This window comes from Telluribacter sp. (assembly GCF_035998675.1).
In the GTDB taxonomy this organism is placed as follows: domain Bacteria; phylum Bacteroidota; class Bacteroidia; order Cytophagales; family Spirosomataceae; genus Telluribacter.
In genome coordinates this window covers 184,114-204,237 of sequence record NZ_DASYHI010000014.1, presented here as the reverse complement: position 1 = coordinate 204,237, position 20,124 = coordinate 184,114, and the positions used below count along the sequence as shown (strand labels likewise).

Genomic DNA, 20,124 nt, shown 5'->3' with positions numbered 1-20,124 from the left:
TACGGTTAGTACCCCAGAAAAGTCTTACTTGTTACTTCCTGTTTGATGGTAATGTACCCCGGGTAATCGACCTGCTTGTCTCCTACCGACAGCGTGGGCCTTACCTGAATGGTAAGTACGGTCGGTTTGGCGTCGGCTTTACCCGAAAGCGCTTCCAGCATTGCCATAAAATCCGCCCGGGTCTGGGGGTTTGAAATTAGTTCGTAGGCATTGGTATTCAGGCTGACGGGTACTATTGTTCTACCGGAGTCGGGGGCTACCTCAATCCGGCGATTCAGTAAACCGTTGAATAATTCCGTATCGGCCAGCAGTATTTTATATTCTAACTGGTTAACGGCCGCTACCCGGTTGGTAGGGTTCATTATGCTGAGATTGAGCCGTAGGTTCAGGGGTACATCTCTCCGCAGCAGCGCTACCCCCAGGCGGGGAAAACGGGCCAGATCCACATCACTCGGGTTGCGAATAGCCCTAAACTCCCGCACGTCAATTCCGGCCAGATAAATACTGTCGGCGGACGTAATGTTATATTTACAATCGGCCAGGGCTTTGGCTTCCTTGATCTGTCTGCTTACACTGCACTGGCTGAACACCAACGCCACCAGAAGTGCTACAATTCCAAAGGTTATTTTCTTCATGTCAGGTTTTAATATTTAAATAGTCTGCCGGTTAGATGCAGCATCGCTGTTCAGGTTTAAAGTCAGGTTACCATCCGGTACAGCTGGCACAGTTATTTATTTGGTTAACCAACAAACATACATTAAAATTCTATACCTATGCCGTGGTCAAAAGATAACTATCCGCCATCCATGAAGAACCTGATGGCCCCCGTGCGAAATAAAGCCATTGAAATTGCCAATGCGCTGCTTGATGATGGCTACGAAGAAGGCCGGGCCATAGCCATTGCTACGGCCAAAGCCGAAGAATGGGGCGAAAACCGAGGTAAGAAAGTTAAAAAGTCAAAAGCTTCTTAGTCGGCCGCAGCCCAGTGGGGTGAGTGTCAGAGTACTATCATTCAGTAATGCATCGTTCCTGGGAACGATGCATTTTTTATACCCACAAGTTAGGGAAGTACCGTTGCAAGCCGTCGTTCGGGACGTTACCTTTGCCAGCCCGTTCAAAAAGTTCAACGTTTAAAACCATACACCATGGCAAGCTGGTACTTAGGAAAAATCAGATACCAAAAGGAAGAAGAGAGTGGAAAATTAAAAACAACCAACGAGACTTATCTGGTTGATGCCCTTTCGTACACCGAAGCCGAAGCCCGGCTTTACAAACAAATCGTAACCGGGGCTTCGGACTTTACCGTCAGCAGCATTACCCGCATGCGTCTGGCCGATTTGTTTACCTACGAAGAAGGCGAAAAGTGGTTTAAGGCCAAAGTCGTATACTACTCGGTAGACGAAAAAAGCGGCAAGGAAAAGAAGGTAGTCAACTACATGCTCGTCAATGCCGAGGACATTACTCAGGCCCTGGAACGCATTACCGACAGCCTGCGTACCATGCTTATCCCCTACGAAACCACCGACCTGAACCTGACTACCATCCTGGATGTGTTCCCCTACGGCGGCGATTCGACGGAGGAGGAAATACCAGCCAACCTGCGGCCCCTGTCGGAGGTACTGGCCGAGCGGGCCGTTGCGGAGTAGGTACTTTCTTCAGGGTTAAAATAAAACCTCCGGCCCAACGGCCGGAGGTTTTATTTTACAGTATTGAGAAGAATCTTTAATTACGGACAATTTTATAACTGATAGGTACGCACAAAACCTTGCATTCCGGCTCGGGCTCCTTAACCCAAACGGTAGCACTCCCGCTGGACGTTCCGACCGCACAAATGTCTTTTATGCTCGAAATAGTATAGGAAGTAGAACCAGTAGGATACACTTCAATCATTTGTAAATTGCTACTACTTGTATAGGTCAATCCATTCGATAGGGTTACACTGTAAGGCGCGCTTCCCGTAAATTCAAGCTTCAGAAGTGCCGGTTCCTTTTCCAAAATGTTTTGAGTACCGCTAATGGTAGCCGTAGGCTTTGGAAAGGCACAGCCTGTACTGGAGGTCATAGTTCCCTGCGTTACCAGCTCCTCCCCATTCGGGTCGCCGGTCAGCTGGTATACTTCCAGGCCTGGAAAGGCCGTAGACTGCCAGGTAAGGGTATAACAGCCCGTGGAAGCTTCGGGTACCTCAAAAGTTACGTGCGACACCGAACGCCAGGTAGTGTCAACATTGATGGTATCGGGATGCGCAATCGGGCCAATGTAGTTAATGTTCAGGGTAACGATACCATCCTGATTCACCAGTTGCTGAAGACCGTAGTTTCCACTTGCGTAGTTATCCTGGGTGGTAAGTTCAGGATTGGTAAGTACCGCCGCCGGATACGAAAAACGAAGATTGGCAGAAGCAATGGTAAAGGTACTGTCGGGGTGGGAAGCCCTGATTTCCAGCGCAAAAGTTACCGTACGGTCAGCACAGTCGGCAGAAGTCTGCCGCAGGCGCAAATCAAAGCGCCCGTTCTGAGCCAGGGCCGCTGACGTCAGCAGCATAAACAGCACCAGGAGTCCCGCTTTATTGATTTTAAATACATAAGAAATTGGATATGTCATACTACGTAGGGTGGTTGTATATCCTGGTTGCTTCAGAAAGTTACTGTCTGCCAATCATGGAAAATTTGCCGTTATTCCGGTTCCAGAGTACTTTATCCGCTACCGACACCTGAGCGTCCAGGTTAAAGTCGGTAGGCAGGTACCTGTCAAACAGCCCGTTGGCACCTTTCCAGAGACTAAAATCGCTTACGTTAATATCGTAGTGCTGGTTTGGTGTTTTCTGGTTACCATCGCAGGAGAGCATTGCAAATAGGGTGCCAATTTTCTTCTGCCCGACCGAGCGGGGCGTGGTCGCCGTGAAAGAATCCTGCTGGCTAAAATCATAGGAAAGCTGCCCCTTCTCCACTTTTATGGCCCGCTCTGACAGCACACCCAGATGATTGCGGTGCTCCACTACCAGATAATACTCCTCTTGCTCAAACAGCTCCGGTGCCGAACCCGGGAAGCTCAGGGTACCATTCGCGTGCAGCAGGGCAGCCCCCCGGTATACCACCTCCGTAACCGAGCGGGACGGTGACCGCAGTGATACCAGTACCCAGTCTACCACATCGGCGGGGTAAACTGATACGGCCTCGGTACCTGGGTAGTTCCAGGGACTGGTATAGTAGGGCTGTCCGGCCGGCGTGGGAGGTGCCGAGCTGTTAAGCGGTACCTGCCCCGGTAGCAGCCCCCGCTGGTTCAGGGCCGTTGTCATAGTTTGGGTTGTAGACCGGTAGGGCCCCTCCAGAAATACTTTTACCTGAACATCCACTTTTACGGGCTGTACTACGGTAACTGTGGCGGTACCGCTCCCCTCACCTACTCCACAGGTCTTGTCCTGCACCTGGGTCAGGTGGTAGGTAGTAGTGACCGTAGGCTTTAAAAAAACAGTAAAGATTGAATCCGGTAGATTTTCATAGACAGAGCCGTCGGAGAGGGTAAAGCCCCAGGGAAAAGTACCGGACTGGCGGCTGATAGTGAGCAAAGTACTATCCCCCCGGCGAACAGTAGCATCAGTCCCCAGGGTAGCTTTTATTTTGGGAAGAACGGTAATTATCAGGGAGTCAGAGGCAGGCCCGGTACAGCCATCCTGGGTACAGGTAGCGGTATAGCTGGTTGTGACAGTCGGACTCACTTCTACCGAAGTACCCGTAGCCCCGTGCGACCAGGTTAGGGTACCCGCGCAGCTGGTGGCGGTCAGGACTGCTTTTTCTCCTTCGCACAGAGTGGTGGAAGTAGCCGTAAGCAACGGCGCCGGAAGGGGAAACTTGTCATTGGTAATATTCAAGGTGTAGTCTTCGGCTTCTCCGAAAGCCAGTTGAGCGCAGGGGTCGGTTACGGGACCGTAGGTATGGTACTGCGACCGGACCCGCATGCGGGTTTCACCGGGGAAGGCATCCATTGGAATAGACATCGTACCAGCAACCGTGGGCGTCATCTGAGCCGTTTCGGTGGATTGATAAGCCATTTCGCCGGAGTCAAAAGTACCGTTCTGGTTAAAATCAACCCAGATAGTCAGATGCTGCTGGTAGTAGCTTCCGGCACCTCCCGCTACGGCCCGGGCCGTAAAAGCGTAGTTTTCTCCGGCCTTTACCTCCGCCTTCAAACCAGTATGATCGCTGTAGCTACTGCTGCCACAGTCGGTATTGACATTGTTGATAAGTGTACCGCTGCCATCACTCAGGATAAAGTCGGCAATAAGGACGGGCGAGCAAGCCGTTGCATACGAGGGCCGGCAGTACTGCCGACCCACCTCTACCGAACTAAGGGTACTGTACCGGCTGCTGTTCGAAGCCCTTACCCGGTAGTAGTAGGTGGTATTGGACCGGAGGTCGGCATCTAAAAACGTAGTAACATCCGGGGCCAGGCCGGTAAGGGAGACGTAGGGACCAGCGGGAGCAGTGGCCCGTTCAATTATATAACCACTTTCATTTGAACTGGTATCCGAAAACGTGAGCAGTACCCCGTTATCGGTGAGGCTGGCCAGCAAGTTGGCGGGAGCCTCCTCCGCCGAAGCTGCGTAGTCCAGCGTGTATTGATTGGTGGGGTTCGTTCGCAGCAACAGGCCATCACCCATTCGGGTGTATTGGCCCGCCGTAAATTCATTCCCGCAGGCATAGTAGTACGACATCAAATTAGAAAGCGACGGTGCAAAAAGCTGCCCGTTGGCATCGGTAGCGGTACCCGTGTAGGTACAACCGGTGGTAGTAGTATTGGGCAGCTCAAACGGATCGGCCGGCGTGTCGCACAGCAGGTCACCCGTTCCGGCGCAGTTGGCCCCTTCTCCCCGCGTCACCAGCTCACGAACCGATAGTATCGCATTTGAATTATTATAAAAAGTATGCAGCAGATTGAAGTAGTGTCCCATTTCGTGGGCAACGGTTTTATTATCAAGCAGTCGGTCTTTACGGACAAAAAGACGGTTGCTGGTGGCATTGGTCGAGGGATAGTACCCGTAGCCGGTCAGGGAGCTGCCGCCGTTGGTGATGATACCGGGTACATACAGGTTTATGGCATTGGGTAAATCGTGTTGCGAACAGAGGGCCGCTTCTTCTGAATAATCAAACTCGAAGTAGGTATCATTGTCAATAAAATCGGGGATACTACCGGCCATATAAAACTGGATGCCGCTGGTTGCAAAGGAAGAGTTCAGGGTGGAAAGTACCTTGTTAAGGTCGCTCGTGGTAGCGCCGTCGGTACCGTTACTCCTTCTTAAAACGTGAAACCGGATGGGAAGAAAAACCGGATTCGCAGCCGTCGGGTACTCGGCCGACCGGGAGTCTTTCAGCGAATGGAGCGTGGTCTCCCGGCCCAGCGTTTCTTTTCCCGAAGGGTCCGGCGTACCGCATACCAGGACCTGACCCGAGGAGAACGTTGATTGAAAAAACAGAAAAACAAAGAGAGCCACCCTTATTTCACTCCCTATATGGCTGCCTTTTTTGGTAATCATCCTGATAAAATAACCCTGAAAGTCTGCAATGCGCTTAGCCTCGAACAAAGAACATGCCATCTGTGACCAGGCGGCCGGAATCAGGAAAGAACTTCGCTTAGGGCAGGAGGATTGACTACCTGAGCAGGTACTTCACGCGGTATTCAGCTATTTGCAGCTTTACCCTTGCCACAGTTCAGCCGAACGTTGTAACTTGCGCCTCTTTTGGAGCTTAAATTAGCATGGAACTACCCTCCCTACCCACTCAGTCGGTCCGGTTGCAAGCCGGGAAACGCCTGTATTTTTCGTCGGATTTTCATTTGGGAGTACCCGACGCGCAGTCCAGCCGCCAGCGGGAGAAAAAGATTGTAAGCTGGCTGGAGTCCATCCGGCACGACGCGCAGACTATATTTCTGGTGGGAGATATTTTTGACTTTTGGTTTGAATACAAACACGCTGTACCCAAAGGCTTCGTCCGGCTCCTGGGCAAACTGGCCGAACTGTCGGATGAGGGAATAAAGCTGGTGATTTTTACCGGCAACCACGATATGTGGATGTCGGATTACCTCACCGTGGAACTTCAGGCCGAAGTTTACCGTCACCCCATTCGGTACGAGATTGAGGATTCCCGGGGGGAGAAGCAGTCCATGCTGGTCGGGCACGGCGACGGCCTTGGTCCCGGCGACCACGTATATAAGCAGTTGAAAAGAATTTTTGAAAATCCGCTGGCCCGCTGGTCTTTCCGGCAGCTCCACCCCGACATTGGTATCCGGCTGGCGACGGGCTGGTCGAAAAGAAGCCGGATTTCTAACCATAAAAAAGGGGAAGAAGTATTTTTGGGCGAAGAACGGGAGTGGCTGTTTCAGTACTGTCAGGCCATGGAGAAAATCCAGCACCACAACTACTATATTTTCGGGCACCGGCACCTTTCTCTGGACCTGCGCGTCAACGCCCGGAGCCGTTATATTAACCTGGGTGAATGGGTAACCCAGCAAACCTACGCGGTATTTGACGGCACTACGGTGGAACTACTACACTACAGAGAGTAAGCTTTACTTTTACTTCTTTCGCATGAAATCCTGCCGCGTCATGTTTTCGGCGGGGGTCTGGTTTAATTCCTTGCGCCAGTCTTTCTGTTTCAGATCGCCATTTTGTACCGACTTGATAAAATTAGCCCAGGCGAAGGGATTCAGGAAAGGGAAAGTCGTAGCAAAGCCTTTGTTAGCGGCCGACTCCCGCCCGAATATCTGCTGGTCCATGGTGTGGCGGAAGTTCGTCTGGGCGTTGTTGGGTACCTGCGCCGCCATGCGGTTTATATAGTCAGGGTCGGTGTTACGGGCCAGCGCGTCGCGCTCGGCCTGGTCGGGTAGCCTCATTTCCAGAAAAGCCTTCTTGAAATCTTCTTCGGTCGCATACGGATACACCCGTACCTCAGCCAGCATCTGGACATCTTCGCGCATGGCAATGATGGCCGAGTAGGTTTCAGCGTTGTAGTTTCGGGGAATTATATGGTACTGTGTCTTGAAACCCACGTAGCTAAAGACGATACTATCACCGGGAAAAACCGGAATTGAAAAGGCACCTGCATCGTATCCTCCATTTCTGGTAAGAGTACCTTTGCCCGCCTTGGGAATAAAAATATACGCCCCCGGCAATCGTTCGGTAGTTGAACCCGCTACTACCACCCCCGTAAATATGATAGCCTTTTGCTGGCCCTGCGCAGCAGCTTCGCCGCACCCCAGCCAGCCAAGTAGTACTACAAAGAACAGGATTGCTGTATGTTTCATGCCGAAATCTCTTTTAAGTGGGTTCTTAGGTAGGCCGTTGGTTAGTAAGAGCCATCCCATTGGTAAAACGTTGTACTACCCCTCTAACTCTAACGCCCGACTTTATTTCTCATTGTTAGCAAAACAAGATAAAAAAGGGTGCCACGCTCAGGAAAATATCTTAATAAAGGTGACAATAAAAGGTGCCGAAAGCAGTAAACCATCAAACCGATCCAGAAAGCCTCCGTGCCCCGGAATACTGCTGCCCGAGTCTTTGATGGCGATACTTCGCTTGAAAAGCGACTCCACCAAATCACCGTAAGTACCTGTTACCACAATAATGGCCCCGATGCAGTACCATTTCCAGGGTTCGTAGGTATGAAAATATAAACCAAGCCCAAAGGCGACAAAAGCCGCGAATATGGCCCCACCGACGGCCCCTTCCCACGATTTCTTGGGTGATACCCGCTCAAAAAGCTTGCGCCGGCCAAACTTGGTACCCGCAAAGTAAGCTCCGATGTCGGTGGCCCATAACAGCAGCAGGCTACCCAGTATTATCTCGTGGTTGTAAATTCCCCCGCGCATGGCTACTGCAATAATCAGCGAAAAGGGCAACGCTACGTAGATAAGCCCCAGAAAAGTAAAACCAATGTTGGTAAAAGGCTTCAGGTCATTTCTTTTGTAGAGCTTAATGAAAAAAATCATGGCCAGCAGCGGGCTGATCAGGAAGTAGTTTTCAAAGGCGACTATTCCTTTTTCAATAATATAGGTAAGGATAATCAGCACTACGCCACAAAGGGTACCATAGTGGGTCAGAGGCTGATTGCCATCCAGTCCCAGTAGTTTGTAAAATTCAAGCTGGGTAAGTGCACTCAGCGTACAGAACAGCAGCATGAATGTCAGATCGTTGTAAAGGATTGACATCAGGATAATCGCTACCCCCACCATTGCCGCCACCACCCGTTGTTGTAAATTATTCAGATTCTTTAAGTGAGGACTCATCATTCAGAAGGTTTTTGGCACTAGTGGCGTCTTCGGCAGGTACATATACTTCGCAAAGTCCAAATAGAGGATAGCTACTACTCTGCTTATTAAGTACCACGGCGTTTATACCATTCTGTTCGAGTACTGACCGGGCTATTTCGGCCCTCACTACCTGATTGGTCGCAAATATCTTTTCCCAATTATCTTCCATACAAAGTTTTTAGTACCAGGTGCAGTCCTCCTGACGTAAGCCAGGTTTCAGACCATTCTATTATCCCTAAAGTGTCCGGTCCACCTCCACATACTGTACAGCAAGGCCGCCGTTGCGGCAAAAGAAAACACCGCTGTACCAAAAGGTACCGAACGGGTGTCTTCGATGTTGATTTCGACGGACCGGACGTGGTACAGGTACACCATCAGTACCGTGAAGCCATTGTTGACAAAGTGGGCAAATATCGCCAGCGACAACCTGCCCGACCAATAGTACAGGTAGCCAAACAACGCCCCCAGCAGCAGGCGCGGCAAAAAGCCGTAAAACTGAATGTGAATAGCGCTGAACAAAGCAGCCGATACCCAAATGGCCAGGTGTACGCTGGACCAGTGTTCAGCCAGCTTTCGTTGCAGTACCCCCCGGAAAAGTACCTCCTCGCCAATGGCCGGAATAAGCGCAATTACCAGTACGGCAATGAGTAACTGAGGTATGGTTTCAAACTGGGTAAGGAACTTAGTCAGTTCACCCAGTTGGTCTTCTTTGTTGCGCATCCAGTTTTCAAGGCCCTGCAGGGCGTGGGGCAGCTTCATTTCGGCATTCCACTCAATAATCAGGCTATTGAACGGCATAAAAACGATTACCAGGATCAACACCAGCAGCCAGATGCGGCCCGAAGCCTCCTCCCGAAAATTAAAATCGTCGGTTTTGCGCCGTTCAATATAGTACCAGTACAGCAAAGAAGGTACCAGAAACGTAAAAAGATGGGCCGTACTCTGCAGGATCATCAGGGCGTACCAGCCATTTGGTACCTGTTCGGGGTTCTGGAGCAGGGTTGTGATTACATCCATCGAAAAATCGCCCTGCGTGGCCAGGTAAGCCAGCAGCAGCATAGCGGCCAGGATATTTCCCACCGACATACCAATCAGGATAAATCCAATCAGTACCAGGAGGCTTCGCCAGGTATTGGGCACGCGCGAGCGAACCGGGGGGTGGTTAGTTTCTGCCATATTTGGTGTAAATTTACGGCTAATTTCATATCAGAGAACAAGTTTCTTTGAGAAGGTGTTAGAATTACTACTTTTCCGGAACTTGCCCCTGTGGCGAATAAGGTAATAAAATTTTCATAAAGTACTATAATAATGGTAAAGATCGGGCCTATTGAGCTGGGTGAGTTTCCGCTGCTGCTGGCACCCATGGAAGACGTAAGTGATCCGCCTTTTCGGGCGGTGTGTAAGGAAAACGGAGCCGACCTGATGTATACCGAATTCATTTCGTCGGAGGGATTGATCAGGGATGCCGCCAAAAGTGTACAGAAGCTGGATATATTTGAGTATGAACGCCCTATCGGGATTCAGCTGTTTGGCAGTGATATAGAAACCATGCGTTCCTGCGCGCAAATAGCCACCAAAGCCGGACCGGATCTTATTGATATCAACTACGGTTGTCCGGTCAAGAATGTGGCCTGCCGGGGAGCCGGTGCCGCCCTGTTACAGGACATTCCCAAGATGGTAAAGATGACCGAGGCCGTCGTAAAAGCTACCCACCTGCCCGTGACGGTCAAGACCCGACTGGGCTGGGATGACAGTACTAAAAATATTCTGGATGTAGCCGAGCGCCTGCAGGATATTGGTATTCAGGCCCTGACGGTACACGGCCGCACCCGCGTACAGATGTACAAAGGCGCTGCCGACTGGACCCTCATTGCCAAAGTCAAAGAAAACCCGCGTATCCGGATTCCTATTTTTGGGAATGGCGATATTGACAGCCCCCAAAAGGCGCTTGAATATAAAAACCGCTACGGCGTGGATGGTATCATGGTGGGACGCGCTTCCATTGGGTACCCCTGGATTTTCAACGAGATCAAACACTACCTCCGCACGGGCGAACTGCTGGCCCCGCCCACCCTGCCCGAGCGGGTGGAAGCCTGCCGCAAGCACCTGGAGTTTTCGGTTCGCTGGAAAGGAGAAATTACGGGGATATTCGAAATGCGCCGCCATTATACCAACTACTTCCGGGGTTTTAATCACTTCAAGCCGTATCGCATGCGGCTCGTAGAAAGCATGTCTTTTCAGGAGTTAAATAGCGTGCTGGACGAGATTGCAGAGGTATTCAGCCAGACCGAAGCCATTACCGCATGAGTCAAACTACTCCCCTACCTTCTGCCCGGACTGACGCACCCCTGTTAACCTGGGGACTGCTGCTGCTGCTGGCACTGGTATGGGGCAGTTCCTTTATACTGATTAAGAAAAGTCTTCAGGTATACAGTGTAGCGGAGGTGGCGGCGGGCCGGGTTTTCCTGGCGTTTTTTTTCTTTATTCCTGTGCTACTGCGTACCTATAAAGAGGTACCACGTCCCCTGCTCAGGTACTTGTTCTTATCGGGGTTGCTGGGCTATTTATTGCCCGCTTTTCTCTTTGCCGAAGCCGCCAGGCACGTCAGCAGTGCCATGGCAGGTACCCTCAATGCCCTCAGTCCCATGTTTACCATGCTCATCGGGGCGTTATTTTTTGGGCAGCGCTCGCGGGGGATGCAGGTAGCGGGGCTGTTAATTGCCCTGGCCGGTGCCCTCATGCTGATTCTGACCCGGACCGGCACTTCTCTGTCCGTAACTAATCCCTACGCCCTCTGTGCGGTAGCCGCTACTATTTTTTATGGTACCAATATCAACATTATTTCCAGGTACCTGAGCCGCCTGCCCGCCCTGGTATCTACGGCCTGGATATTTGCGGGAATAGGGCCGCTGGCCTTCGGAATCCTGCTCTTTACCGGATTTTTTGGAAAGATGTCCAACCCGGACAACCTGCTGCCGTCGTCGTTTCTGATGAGTCTGGGTATTCTGGCTTCAGGCCTTATGTCTATTCTTTTCAACCGGCTTATTCAACTGTCCAGCGCGGTGTTTGCGGCTTCGGTAACCTACCTGATGCCCATCGTGGCGCTTTCCTGGGGAATACTGGACCATGAAAGTATAGGGGTGCAGCAATGGCTGGGGACGGGGGTAATTCTGGTGGGCGTTTACCTTATTAACCGGAAACGAAAAACTACAATAATAAAAAGCCAAAATACCCAGGTACCCGCTACCAGTCCATTTATCACCAAACCAACCAAACCCACAGCTCATGCTCAAGATCAAGGTGAATGAATCCGATACCTACGAAGTACGTCAGGAGAAAAACCAGTGGTGGCTGGGCGAAACCGCATTTGATGGCGACATAGTACCTCTGAATGGTACCACCAGGGGAGGTGGCTGGTACCATGTTATCTGGAAAGGCCGCTCCTTCAACCTGGAAGTAGTGGAGTTGGACCGCGCTGCCAAAACTCTCACCTTCCGTATCAACGGTCAGTTGTATACCACTACCGCCCAGGACCGCTTTGACCTCCTGCTTGAAAGTATGGGCATGAGCAATGCGGCCAGTACCAAAGTAAACGAAGTAAAAGCGCCAATGCCCGGCCTGATACAATCGGTGAGCGTACAGCCAGGTATCGAGGTACACAAAGGAGATATCCTACTGGTACTGGTGGCAATGAAAATGGAAAATGCCATAAAAGCACCCGGCGAAGGCAAGGTAAAAGCCGTCCGGATTAAGCCGGGCGATAGCGTCGAAAAGAACCAGGTATTGGTAGAGTTTGAGTAAAAACTTGTAATTCTGCCCCCCCTACCCTTATTTTTACAAATCCATTCCAACATCTACAACATGCCGGAACCTAAATACAAACGCATTCTTCTAAAACTCAGCGGCGAAGCCCTCAATGGCGGCGACAAAACCCAGGTAATTGATTTTAACATTCTTGACCGGTACGCCCAGGAAATCAAGCGGGTAGCTGATGCCGGTGTGCAGATTGCCATTGTGATTGGCGGGGGAAACATTTTCCGGGGAGCTTCCGTAGAGAAATCAGGCATTGACCGGGTACAGGGTGACCACATGGGTATGCTGGCCACGGTTATTAACGGAATGGCCATTCAAAGTACGCTCGAAAAACATGGCATGCATACCCGCCTGATGTCGGCCATCAAGATGGAGCAGGTAAGTGAGCCTCTGATCCGGCGCCGGGCCAACCGGCATCTGGAGAAAGGACGGGTTGTGATATTCGGGGCCGGTACCGGTAATCCCTATTTTACGACGGATACTACCGCCAGCCTGCGGGCCATTGAGTCAGAAGCCGACGTAGTACTGAAAGGTACCCGGGTAGATGGCGTATATACCGCTGATCCTGAGAAAGATCCTACCGCCACCAAGTACGATTGTCTGTCCTTTGATGAGGCCCTGAGTAAAAATCTGAAAATAATGGATTTGACAGCTTTTACGCTTTGCAAGGAGAACAACCTGCCTATCATTGTGTTTGATATGAATAAGAACGGTAATTTGTTTGATTTGGTCATGGGGAAAACAGTAGGTACCCTGGTGACCAATGAGTGTTAGTTTTTAGATTTGGGATGTTGAAAAAATAGTCTTTTTATGCAGCGTATTGAAATAGAAGACTTCGGCCCACTACAGAAGGTAAGCTTGGAAATCAAGGATTACATGGTTTTTATTGGGCCACAGGCTTCTGGTAAAAGTACGTTAGCTAAATTAATATATTTTTTTTCAGAAATTAACAAAACTTACAGGCAAACTACTATTCCTACTTTTGCCTTGAATTATTTCTTGTTTGATGGCGATTCAAATTTAGTAGATTTATTAAAAAATGATATACGAAAATTGTTTACTTCTATTTTTCCAACATTTAGAAATGGGAAAATTAGTTTTATGTATGGAGTAGAATATAGAATAGATATTAATGTATTAAATCTTATTGAGCAATTTCAGGATGATATAACTATTAGCAATGGTTTTAAGGAGGATGTAGAATACATTGAAGAAACTTTAAACACTTTTTATAAAAATAAAAAAAATTCAAGTAAAGATAGAAATTTATCGATCGAGGTGATAGCTAAGCTAATTGATAATTTAATATTAGAGCAGGCCAGAAGAAATTTTATAAAGAATGATTTAAAACTAGTTAATACATTTATTCCGGCTGGAAGATCCATTTTACCTTTACTTTCTAATTCTGTTTCATTAGTTGAAAGTAATAGTTTAGATTATTTCAATACAGAATTTATTAAATTAACTAATACAATAAGAAGAAATTTCTTAGCATCTCCAAACTACTCTAAGTTGTTTGGAATGACTGCAAAGATAAATTCATCTACTAATGATTCAGACGTTTTTTTGTTATCTAATAAAGTTTCTCGCCAAATAATGCGGGGAGACTTTCAGGTTGGAAATGGAGGGGATGAAATAGTACATTACAGTAATGGCTTTGGATACGCAATTCCATTAAAATATACCTCTTCCGGCCAACAGGAAGCAAGCTGGCTTATAAATACTCTAAATTACTTATTAACAGAATCACGAAGTAGCGAAGGCAGTAGTTACAATACCATTATTGAGGAACCGGAAGCCCACCTTTTTCCAGAAGCACAACGTGATATTACCTATTTAATTACCATATTGGCAAATTCAAAGCACAGTCAAACTATAATAACTACCCACAGCCCGTATGTACTTGCAGCTTTAAATAATCTTTTAAAAGCTCACGATGTGGGTCAAATTTATAGGGAAAGAGTAAGTAATATAGTTGATTCATTGCTCTGGGTTAACTCAAAACGTTTGTTTGTAGGCTATTTGGATGAAGGGAAAATTATAGAGATATTAGATCAGGAAACAAATTTAATTAGTCATGATTTACTTGATCAAGTTTCAAATGATATTATGAATAGTTTTGATGATTTACTCGAAATACAATATGACGAATGAGTAAATACTATAATCCATTTGGTCATATTGAATGCACAGAGTACTGTGACAATAAAGCTAAATTTATTGTTTTTAAAGATAAAAGGTCAAAATCTGAATATAGAATAGAAAACGTATCTCATCACTATCTAATTAGAATAAAAGTTGATGATTGTTTAATAAAAGAACAGGATAAAATAAAAAAATGCGATTATCTTCTTTTAGATTGTAGTTATAAGAAGGCGTTTTTTATCGAGTTAAAGGGACAAAATCTAAAAGATGCGATAATTCAAATAAAGTCAACAATTTTAGAGTTAAATTCAAAATTATTGACTTTCTCATTTTGCTGCCGAATAGTTCAGTCTAAAGTTATAAAAGCAACGCAGCAGCAAGAGAAAGAGGAATTAATACGATTTCTGCGTGGAAAGTATCCTCTCAACATAAAAGCTGTGAAAGATTTAGTGCTTATTGGGAGTCAGAAGTTAATTGAACAAATTTAACCAAACTCATGGAAGAAATAGAATTGTACCTGGAAGACGCCAGGGACACGATGGAAGGAGCAATAAAGCACCTGAACATTGAACTTTCAAAGATTCGCGCCGGAAAGGCCACTCCCCAAATGCTGGATGGTATTCAGGTAGAGTACTATGGTACTATGTCTCCACTACATACGGTTGCCACCGTCAACACCCCCGATGCCCGTACCATTGCCATAAAGCCTTTTGAGAAGCACATGATTGGAGAAATTAACAAGGCAATCCGGAACAGCAATCTGGGTTTTTCTCCCTCCAACGATGGTGAGCTAATCCGTATAAATATTCCTCCCCTGACCGAGGAGCGCCGTCTGGCCCTGGTAAAGCGGGCCAAGCAGGAAGTAGAAACCGCCAAGATTAATATCCGGAATATCCGGCAGGATGCCAATAACTCTATTCGTAAACTAACCAAAGAAGGCGTATCGGAAGATGAGGTAAAAGTTGGTGAAGAACGGGTGCAAAAAATTACCGACAGCTATATTACCAAAGTTGACCAGGTATTTGTGGCCAAAGAAAAAGATATTATGGAGGTATAGGTAGCTGCCACATTTTACAATATACATAAAGAAGACTCTCCCGTTGGGAAGAGCCTTCTTTATTTTCATAGCTATATTGTTCTTATAGTCAAGACTTTTACTTTTCGTTCAATACTAAATCTAGTTCTTCAAAAACCAGATTAATAGCTTTGGCAACATGCTCCGTATTTTTATCAAATACGTTACCGTCTGTCAATCCGCTGGCATATCCTTGCCATACTACTACTCCTTTTTTAGCGTCTACTAACTGTACTAAAATAGTACCTTTGTCAAAATAATATTCAGTTCCCCGATCATTTGTACCGGTAGTACTTGCTCGTGGTATTAGACCTAAATTGTTATTCCGGACTTCGTCAGTACCCCAGTATTCAGCATCACGGAAATATCCTTCGTAACCAGTCATTTCTACAGGCTTATCAAATACGCGGAAATTAACCAGTATATCAGGATTTTGCTGTTTCATTTTAAATTCACGGGCAGCCATTTCATGAGCAACGGCATCCCGGATAGCTGTCTTAAGTATTGCATCATTTACTGCATACGCCAGACTTTTAGCTGAATTAATACTCTTGGCCCATGCGTAAGTTTTATATTTGTCAAAAGGGGCTGACAAATCTTTATCAGATGTAACGGTATAGTTCTGCGCTAATAGCGGCGTCGTTATAAAGGCTAGTACTACAATAAACACTTTCTTTAACTCTTTCATAATTTTTCATGTTTTAGTTCGACATTAATAAAGAGCTTTGAAATTCAACATTTATATTAATACGTTCATTATCACCAATCAAAGCTCGCTATAAAGAAGCACAAAAGTCGTTCCTACTCGTCAATTTTCGCTTAATTAGCCTGTATACTCTACTAGTGTCCCTTGTTATCCACACTGTTAGTGCGAAAAGTATTCTACGCCTGAAGATGCCATTCCAAAATTTTCAAACCAAAAAAGTCTCCTTGTAGGGAGACTTTTTTGGTTTAAAACATGAGGTAATATTAGTCTTTTTTGAACTCTTCAAAAACCCGGTGCCCCGATTCTTCGTAGAGCCGTTCTTCCGGCAGATTTTTGAAATAGTCCAGGGTAATACGCAGTCCTTCCTCGCGAAGTACCTTAGGTTCCCATTCCAGTATCTCCCTGGCTTTTGTAATGTCCGGCTGGCGCTGCTTGGGGTCGTCCTGGGGCAGGGGCTTGTAAATCACCTTCTGACTGGTACCCGTTATTTTAATAATTTCCTCGGCAAACTCTCCAATGGTAATTTCAGCCGGATTACCAATGTTGACCGGATACGGGTAATCGCTCAGGAGCAACCGGTGAATACCTTCCACCAGGTCGTCGACGTAGCAAAACGAACGGGTCTGGGAGCCATCACCGAATACCGTCAGGTCTTCACCCCGCAGGGCCTGCCCAATGAAAGCCGGCAGAACCCGGCCGTCGTTCAGGCGCATGCGCGGACCGTACGTATTGAATATCCGGACTATGCGGGTTTCCAGACCGTGGTAGCGGTGGTAAGCCATGGTAATGGCTTCCTGGTAGCGCTTGGCTTCGTCGTAGCAGCCACGCGGCCCAATGGGGTTTACGTGGCCCCAGTAGTCTTCGGTCTGCGGATGCACCAGCGGGTCGCCGTATACTTCCGAGGTGGAGGCAATGATAAATCTGGCACCCTTGGCCCGGGCCAGCCCCAGCAGGTTATGGGTACCCATAGCGCCTACTTTCAAGGTCTGGATCGGAATCTTAAGGTAGTCGATCGGGCTGGCTGGTGAGGCAAAATGCAGGATATAGTGCAGGTCGCCGGGTACGTGTACAAACTTGGTAACATCGTGGTGATAAAACTCGAAGTGCGGATTCGGCATCAGGTGCTCAATGTTGCGCATGTCCCCGGTTATGAGGTTATCCATGCCGATCACGTGGTGACCTTCCCTGATGAAGCGATCACACAGGTGTGATCCCAGAAATCCTGCCGCTCCGGTTATAAGTACGCGTTTCATGTATAAAGGTATAGGTAGTAAAAAAGGTACAATTATTCTAAGCTAGGCTCCACCTGGCTCACGGTATGGTTCACAGCTTCTCTCCCTATAGAATAATAGGTATAGCCCTGCTCGCGCATGATGTCCAGCTCGTAGAGGTTGCGGCCGTCAAAGACCACCTTGTTCTTCAGCAGGCGCGTCATCTTCTCGAAGTCCGGCGTGCGAAACTGCGGCCACTCGGTAAAAATCATCAGCGCGTCGGCGTCGTCCAGGGCCGCGTAGGGCGTGTGGCAGTAGGTAACTTCCGGCAGCTGACGCTTTACGTTCTCCATGGCTTCGGGATCGTAGGCCGTTACGTTGGCTCCGGCCGCCAGCAGCGCCTTGATGTTTTCCAGCGCCGGTGCTTCCCGAATATCATCCGTGTAAGGCTTGAAAGCCAGTCCCCACACCGCAATAGTCTTGCCCCGCAGTTCCCCGCCAAAGTACTCCTTCACCAGCGGCAGCAGCTTTTTCTTCTGGTCCTCATTGACATCCATCACCGATTTCAGGATGCGGAAGTCATAGTCATAGTCCCGGGAGGTTTTGGCCAGGGCCTGTACATCCTTGGGAAAGCAGCTACCGCCGTAGCCGATGCCGGCAAAGAGGAAGCGCTTGCCAATGCGGCTGTCGGTACCGATGCCGCGGCGGATGTCGTCAACGTTGGCGCCTACTTTCTCGCACAGGTTGGCAATCTCGTTCATGAAGGTAATCTTCATGGCCAGGAAGGAGTTGGCGGCGTACTTGCTCATTTCGGCCGAGCGCTCGTCCATAAAAATAACCGGGTTGCCCTGCCGTACCAGCGGCGCGTAGAGCTTCTCCATAACCTTCTGGGCCTTTTCGGAAGTGGTACCTACCACCACGCGGTCGGGCTTCATGAAGTCTTCCACGGCTACGCCCTCCCGCAGGAACTCCGGATTGGACACGACGTCAAAGTCCACTTTGGCGTTTTGGGCAATGGCCGCACGTACTTTTTCGGCGGTACCCACGGGTACGGTACTTTTATCGACAATAACAGCGTATTGGTCCAGGATGGGCCCCAGGTCGTGGGCTACCTGCAGGATGTACTTCAGGTCGGCCGAGCCATCTTCGCCCGGAGGGGTAGGCAGCGCCAGGAAGATAACCTGGGCGTCCTTGATACCTTCGGCCAGGTTGGTGGTGAACTTCAGGCGGCCCTCGACTACGTTGCGGTCAAAGAGTACGTCGAGTCCCGGCTCGTAGATGGGTATTTTGCCCCCATTGAGGCGGGCGACTTTGTTTTCGTCAATGTCGACGCAACATACCTGGTTTCCCGTCTCGGCGAAACAGGTACCCGTCACCAGGCCCACGTAGCCCGTACCTACTACTGCTATTTTCATATCGTAATGATTAGTTTGTTATGTGTGAGATATAAGTTTAGATGGATTCTTCTTAAACTAAATTCAGGCAATTGTTTCTTTAAATCCGCTCAAAAATAGTTTATTTCTTATAATAACAAGCCTCCTGCACCCAATACTTAGGAAACGGTACCGCCCCCGCAGCCCTGTAACTGGTCCCGGGGCTCCGCTTACGTACTATTGTATACCGCTTACTAACAATAGGTTCTTATAATCGTTATATTGTCAGGATTCAATTAGTAATTTCCAACTACTCATCAACATTCTAAAGTAGCGCATTCTATGACAACTGACATTGCCGAAAACCAAACGCTTATTGAGCAAACGGTTCGGGACTTTTCCGAAAGGTACATCCGCCCTCACATCCGCGAATGGGATGACAGCCAGTACTTTCCGGCAGAAATATTTCATAAACTGGGCGAACTGGGCCTGATGGGCGTACTGGTACCTACCGAGTACGGCGGAGCCGGCCTGGGGTACCGCGAGTACGTAGCAGCCATTATTGAGATTTCCAAAGTAGACCCCTCCATTGGTCTTTCCATGGCGGCCCATAATTCTCTTTGCACCAACCATATCCTTATGTTTGGCAATGAAGACCAGAAGAGTAAGTACCTGCCCAGGCTGGCATCGGGCGAATGGATTGGGGCCTGGGGCCTTACCGAGCCCAATACGGGGTCTGACGCCGGTAATATGCGTACCGTAGCGGTGCGTGATGGGGACCATTGGGTACTTAACGGCTCCAAGAACTTCATTACCCACGGTAAAAGTGGCCACGTGGCCGTAGTCATAACCCGCACGGGTGAGCCCGGTGACAAACACGGTGCCACCGCTTTTATCATAGAAAGAGGTACCCCGGGCTTTTCGGCCGGGAAGAAGGAAGATAAACTGGGTATGCGGGCCTGCGAAACCGCGGAGCTTATTTTTCAGGATTGCCGCATCCCCGACAGCCAGCGGCTGGGTGAAGTAGGTGATGGATTTATTCAGTCGCTCAAAGTCCTGGACGGGGGGCGCATTTCCATCGCGGCCCTGGGAGTAGGTACTGCCCAGGGCGCTTACGAAGCGGCGCTGGCCTATTCCAAAGAGCGTAACCAGTTCGGGCATCCTATTTCACACTTTCAGGGTATTGCCTTCAAACTGGCCGATATGTATACCGATATACAGGCCTCGACCATGCTAACCTTTGATGCCGCCGACCGCAAAGACCGGGGTGAAAAAGTAAGTCTGGCCAGTTCAGTGGCCAAGTACCATTCTTCCGAAACCGCCGTACGGGTAGCCAATGAGGCCGTTCAGATTTTTGGAGGCTACGGCTTTATTAAAGATTATCCGGCCGAGAAATTCTACCGCGACAGCAAGCTATGTACCATCGGGGAAGGTACCAGTGAGATTCAGAAACTGGTTATTTCCCGGGAGATACTGAAAGATTAAACTACCAACCGCAGC

General features: G+C 48.7%; 21 protein-coding genes. 11 read left to right on the top strand and 10 right to left on the bottom strand.

Going from position 1 to position 20,124, the window contains the following annotated elements:
• Positions 1-5 precede the first annotated feature (5 nt).
• Entirely contained in the window at positions 6-635 is a 630-nt protein-coding gene (locus VGN67_RS07595) for a hypothetical protein (protein ID WP_327486195.1), read from the bottom strand.
• 138 nt (positions 636-773) lie between these two features.
• Between VGN67_RS07595 and VGN67_RS07590 the strand changes: the two genes are divergently transcribed.
• Together VGN67_RS07590 and VGN67_RS07585 are read left to right on the top strand one after the other, a co-directional pair.
• Complete coding sequence (locus VGN67_RS07590) at positions 774-971, top strand: DUF2188 domain-containing protein (protein WP_327486194.1); 198 nt, start codon at positions 774-776, stop codon at positions 969-971.
• A gap of 174 nt (positions 972-1,145) precedes the next feature.
• On the top strand, positions 1,146-1,646 hold the full coding sequence (locus VGN67_RS07585; RefSeq protein WP_327486193.1) for a DUF4494 domain-containing protein: 501 nt from the start codon (positions 1,146-1,148) through the stop codon (positions 1,644-1,646).
• Between the two features lie 76 nt (positions 1,647-1,722).
• Here VGN67_RS07585 and VGN67_RS07580 read toward each other — a convergent pair whose 3' ends face one another.
• Together VGN67_RS07580 and VGN67_RS07575 are read right to left on the bottom strand one after the other, a co-directional pair.
• On the bottom strand, positions 1,723-2,601 hold the full coding sequence (locus VGN67_RS07580; RefSeq protein ID WP_327486192.1) for a hypothetical protein: 879 nt from the start codon (positions 2,599-2,601) through the stop codon (positions 1,723-1,725).
• A 40-nt stretch (positions 2,602-2,641) separates the two neighbouring features.
• Positions 2,642-5,590, bottom strand: a complete 2,949-nt coding sequence (locus VGN67_RS07575; RefSeq protein WP_327486191.1) for a GEVED domain-containing protein — start codon at positions 5,588-5,590, stop codon at positions 2,642-2,644.
• Positions 5,591-5,751: 161 nt separating this feature from the next.
• Here VGN67_RS07575 and VGN67_RS07570 point away from each other — a divergent pair, with 161 nt between their 5' ends.
• A complete protein-coding gene (locus VGN67_RS07570) occupies positions 5,752-6,558 on the top strand; it encodes a UDP-2,3-diacylglucosamine diphosphatase (protein ID WP_327486190.1) in 807 nt (268 codons plus the stop codon).
• 9 nt (positions 6,559-6,567) lie between these two features.
• Here the strand turns inward: VGN67_RS07570 and VGN67_RS07565 are convergent, their stop codons facing one another.
• From VGN67_RS07565 to VGN67_RS07550, 4 genes are all read right to left on the bottom strand, one after another.
• The gene (locus tag VGN67_RS07565; RefSeq protein WP_327486189.1) at positions 6,568-7,296 is read right to left on the bottom strand and encodes a carboxypeptidase-like regulatory domain-containing protein; all 729 of its coding nucleotides are present in this window, start codon (positions 7,294-7,296) and stop codon (positions 6,568-6,570) included.
• 147 nt (positions 7,297-7,443) lie between these two features.
• Complete coding sequence (locus VGN67_RS07560; RefSeq protein WP_327486219.1) at positions 7,444-8,277, bottom strand: phosphatidate cytidylyltransferase; 834 nt, start codon at positions 8,275-8,277, stop codon at positions 7,444-7,446.
• Positions 8,249-8,470 carry a DUF2007 domain-containing protein gene (locus tag VGN67_RS07555; RefSeq protein ID WP_327486188.1) on the bottom strand — a complete coding sequence of 74 codons (222 nt, stop codon included), beginning with the start codon at positions 8,468-8,470 and terminating at the stop codon, positions 8,249-8,251. Before VGN67_RS07555 ends, VGN67_RS07560 begins: the two co-directional genes overlap by 29 nt.
• A 47-nt stretch (positions 8,471-8,517) precedes the next feature.
• Positions 8,518-9,477: a type II CAAX endopeptidase family protein gene (locus VGN67_RS07550; protein ID WP_327486187.1), complete on the bottom strand. Its 960-nt coding sequence runs from the start codon at positions 9,475-9,477 to the stop codon at positions 8,518-8,520.
• Between the two features lie 132 nt (positions 9,478-9,609).
• Between VGN67_RS07550 and dusB the strand changes: the two genes are divergently transcribed.
• From dusB to frr, 7 genes are read left to right on the top strand one after another with little or no spacing between them, the layout of a single operon-like run.
• The gene (gene dusB / locus VGN67_RS07545; protein WP_327486186.1) at positions 9,610-10,608 is read left to right on the top strand and encodes a tRNA dihydrouridine synthase DusB; all 999 of its coding nucleotides are present in this window, start codon (positions 9,610-9,612) and stop codon (positions 10,606-10,608) included.
• Complete coding sequence (locus tag VGN67_RS07540; protein WP_327486185.1) at positions 10,605-11,609, top strand: DMT family transporter; 1,005 nt, start codon at positions 10,605-10,607, stop codon at positions 11,607-11,609. Before dusB ends, VGN67_RS07540 begins: the two co-directional genes overlap by 4 nt.
• Positions 11,587-12,102, top strand: a complete 516-nt coding sequence (locus tag VGN67_RS07535) for an acetyl-CoA carboxylase biotin carboxyl carrier protein subunit (protein WP_327486184.1) — start codon at positions 11,587-11,589, stop codon at positions 12,100-12,102. Before VGN67_RS07540 ends, VGN67_RS07535 begins: the two co-directional genes overlap by 23 nt.
• Positions 12,103-12,162: 60 nt before the next feature.
• Complete coding sequence (gene pyrH, locus VGN67_RS07530) at positions 12,163-12,888, top strand: UMP kinase (protein ID WP_327486183.1); 726 nt, start codon at positions 12,163-12,165, stop codon at positions 12,886-12,888.
• Between the two features lie 36 nt (positions 12,889-12,924).
• The gene (locus VGN67_RS07525; protein ID WP_327486182.1) at positions 12,925-14,268 is read left to right on the top strand and encodes an AAA family ATPase; all 1,344 of its coding nucleotides are present in this window, start codon (positions 12,925-12,927) and stop codon (positions 14,266-14,268) included.
• Positions 14,265-14,747 carry a hypothetical protein gene (locus VGN67_RS07520; RefSeq protein ID WP_327486181.1) on the top strand — a complete coding sequence of 161 codons (483 nt, stop codon included), beginning with the start codon at positions 14,265-14,267 and terminating at the stop codon, positions 14,745-14,747. The genes VGN67_RS07525 and VGN67_RS07520 overlap by 4 nt, the downstream gene beginning before the upstream one ends.
• Positions 14,748-14,755: 8 nt before the next feature.
• A complete protein-coding gene (gene frr / locus VGN67_RS07515) occupies positions 14,756-15,316 on the top strand; it encodes a ribosome recycling factor (RefSeq protein ID WP_327486180.1) in 561 nt (186 codons plus the stop codon).
• A 97-nt stretch (positions 15,317-15,413) separates the two neighbouring features.
• Here the strand turns inward: frr and VGN67_RS07510 are convergent, their stop codons facing one another.
• The 3 genes from VGN67_RS07510 to VGN67_RS07500 all read right to left on the bottom strand — a co-directional run bounded on the left by VGN67_RS07510 (position 15,414) and on the right by VGN67_RS07500 (position 18,666).
• Entirely contained in the window at positions 15,414-16,022 is a 609-nt protein-coding gene (locus VGN67_RS07510) for a DUF4136 domain-containing protein (protein ID WP_327486179.1), read from the bottom strand.
• A gap of 281 nt (positions 16,023-16,303) precedes the next feature.
• On the bottom strand, positions 16,304-17,293 hold the full coding sequence (locus VGN67_RS07505; protein WP_327486178.1) for a UDP-glucuronic acid decarboxylase family protein: 990 nt from the start codon (positions 17,291-17,293) through the stop codon (positions 16,304-16,306).
• Between the two features lie 32 nt (positions 17,294-17,325).
• On the bottom strand, positions 17,326-18,666 hold the full coding sequence (locus VGN67_RS07500; RefSeq protein WP_327486177.1) for a UDP-glucose/GDP-mannose dehydrogenase family protein: 1,341 nt from the start codon (positions 18,664-18,666) through the stop codon (positions 17,326-17,328).
• 300 nt (positions 18,667-18,966) lie between these two features.
• On the opposite strand from VGN67_RS07500, the gene VGN67_RS07495 reads away from it, so the two are divergent.
• Entirely contained in the window at positions 18,967-20,109 is a 1,143-nt protein-coding gene (locus tag VGN67_RS07495; protein ID WP_327486176.1) for an acyl-CoA dehydrogenase family protein, read from the top strand.
• Positions 20,110-20,124: the final 15 nt, after the last annotated feature.

Excerpts from the sequence above, each read along its gene's own strand:
- VGN67_RS07580 (WP_327486192.1), bottom strand. The coding sequence starts at position 2,601 with ATGACATATCCAATTTCTTATGTATTTAAAATCAATAAAGCGGGACTC.
- VGN67_RS07570 (WP_327486190.1), top strand. The coding sequence starts at position 5,752 with ATGGAACTACCCTCCCTACCCACTCAGTCGGTCCGGTTGCAAGCCGGG.
- VGN67_RS07510 (WP_327486179.1), bottom strand. The coding sequence starts at position 16,022 with ATGAAAGAGTTAAAGAAAGTGTTTATTGTAGTACTAGCCTTTATAACG.
- VGN67_RS07535 (WP_327486184.1), top strand. The coding sequence starts at position 11,587 with ATGCTCAAGATCAAGGTGAATGAATCCGATACCTACGAAGTACGTCAG.
- VGN67_RS07495 (WP_327486176.1), top strand. The coding sequence starts at position 18,967 with ATGACAACTGACATTGCCGAAAACCAAACGCTTATTGAGCAAACGGTT.
- VGN67_RS07555 (WP_327486188.1), bottom strand. The coding sequence starts at position 8,470 with ATGGAAGATAATTGGGAAAAGATATTTGCGACCAATCAGGTAGTGAGG.
- VGN67_RS07595 (WP_327486195.1), bottom strand. The coding sequence starts at position 635 with ATGAAGAAAATAACCTTTGGAATTGTAGCACTTCTGGTGGCGTTGGTG.
- VGN67_RS07575 (WP_327486191.1), bottom strand. The coding sequence starts at position 5,590 with ATGGCATGTTCTTTGTTCGAGGCTAAGCGCATTGCAGACTTTCAGGGT.
- VGN67_RS07500 (WP_327486177.1), bottom strand. The coding sequence starts at position 18,666 with ATGAAAATAGCAGTAGTAGGTACGGGCTACGTGGGCCTGGTGACGGGT.
- VGN67_RS07550 (WP_327486187.1), bottom strand. The coding sequence starts at position 9,477 with ATGGCAGAAACTAACCACCCCCCGGTTCGCTCGCGCGTGCCCAATACC.
- VGN67_RS07560 (WP_327486219.1), bottom strand. The coding sequence starts at position 8,277 with ATGAGTCCTCACTTAAAGAATCTGAATAATTTACAACAACGGGTGGTG.
- VGN67_RS07540 (WP_327486185.1), top strand. The coding sequence starts at position 10,605 with ATGAGTCAAACTACTCCCCTACCTTCTGCCCGGACTGACGCACCCCTG.
- pyrH (WP_327486183.1), top strand. The coding sequence starts at position 12,163 with ATGCCGGAACCTAAATACAAACGCATTCTTCTAAAACTCAGCGGCGAA.
- VGN67_RS07565 (WP_327486189.1), bottom strand. The coding sequence starts at position 7,296 with ATGAAACATACAGCAATCCTGTTCTTTGTAGTACTACTTGGCTGGCTG.
- VGN67_RS07585 (WP_327486193.1), top strand. The coding sequence starts at position 1,146 with ATGGCAAGCTGGTACTTAGGAAAAATCAGATACCAAAAGGAAGAAGAG.
- frr (WP_327486180.1), top strand. The coding sequence starts at position 14,756 with ATGGAAGAAATAGAATTGTACCTGGAAGACGCCAGGGACACGATGGAA.
- VGN67_RS07505 (WP_327486178.1), bottom strand. The coding sequence starts at position 17,293 with ATGAAACGCGTACTTATAACCGGAGCGGCAGGATTTCTGGGATCACAC.
- VGN67_RS07525 (WP_327486182.1), top strand. The coding sequence starts at position 12,925 with ATGCAGCGTATTGAAATAGAAGACTTCGGCCCACTACAGAAGGTAAGC.
- VGN67_RS07590 (WP_327486194.1), top strand. The coding sequence starts at position 774 with ATGCCGTGGTCAAAAGATAACTATCCGCCATCCATGAAGAACCTGATG.
- dusB (WP_327486186.1), top strand. The coding sequence starts at position 9,610 with ATGGTAAAGATCGGGCCTATTGAGCTGGGTGAGTTTCCGCTGCTGCTG.
- VGN67_RS07520 (WP_327486181.1), top strand. The coding sequence starts at position 14,265 with ATGAGTAAATACTATAATCCATTTGGTCATATTGAATGCACAGAGTAC.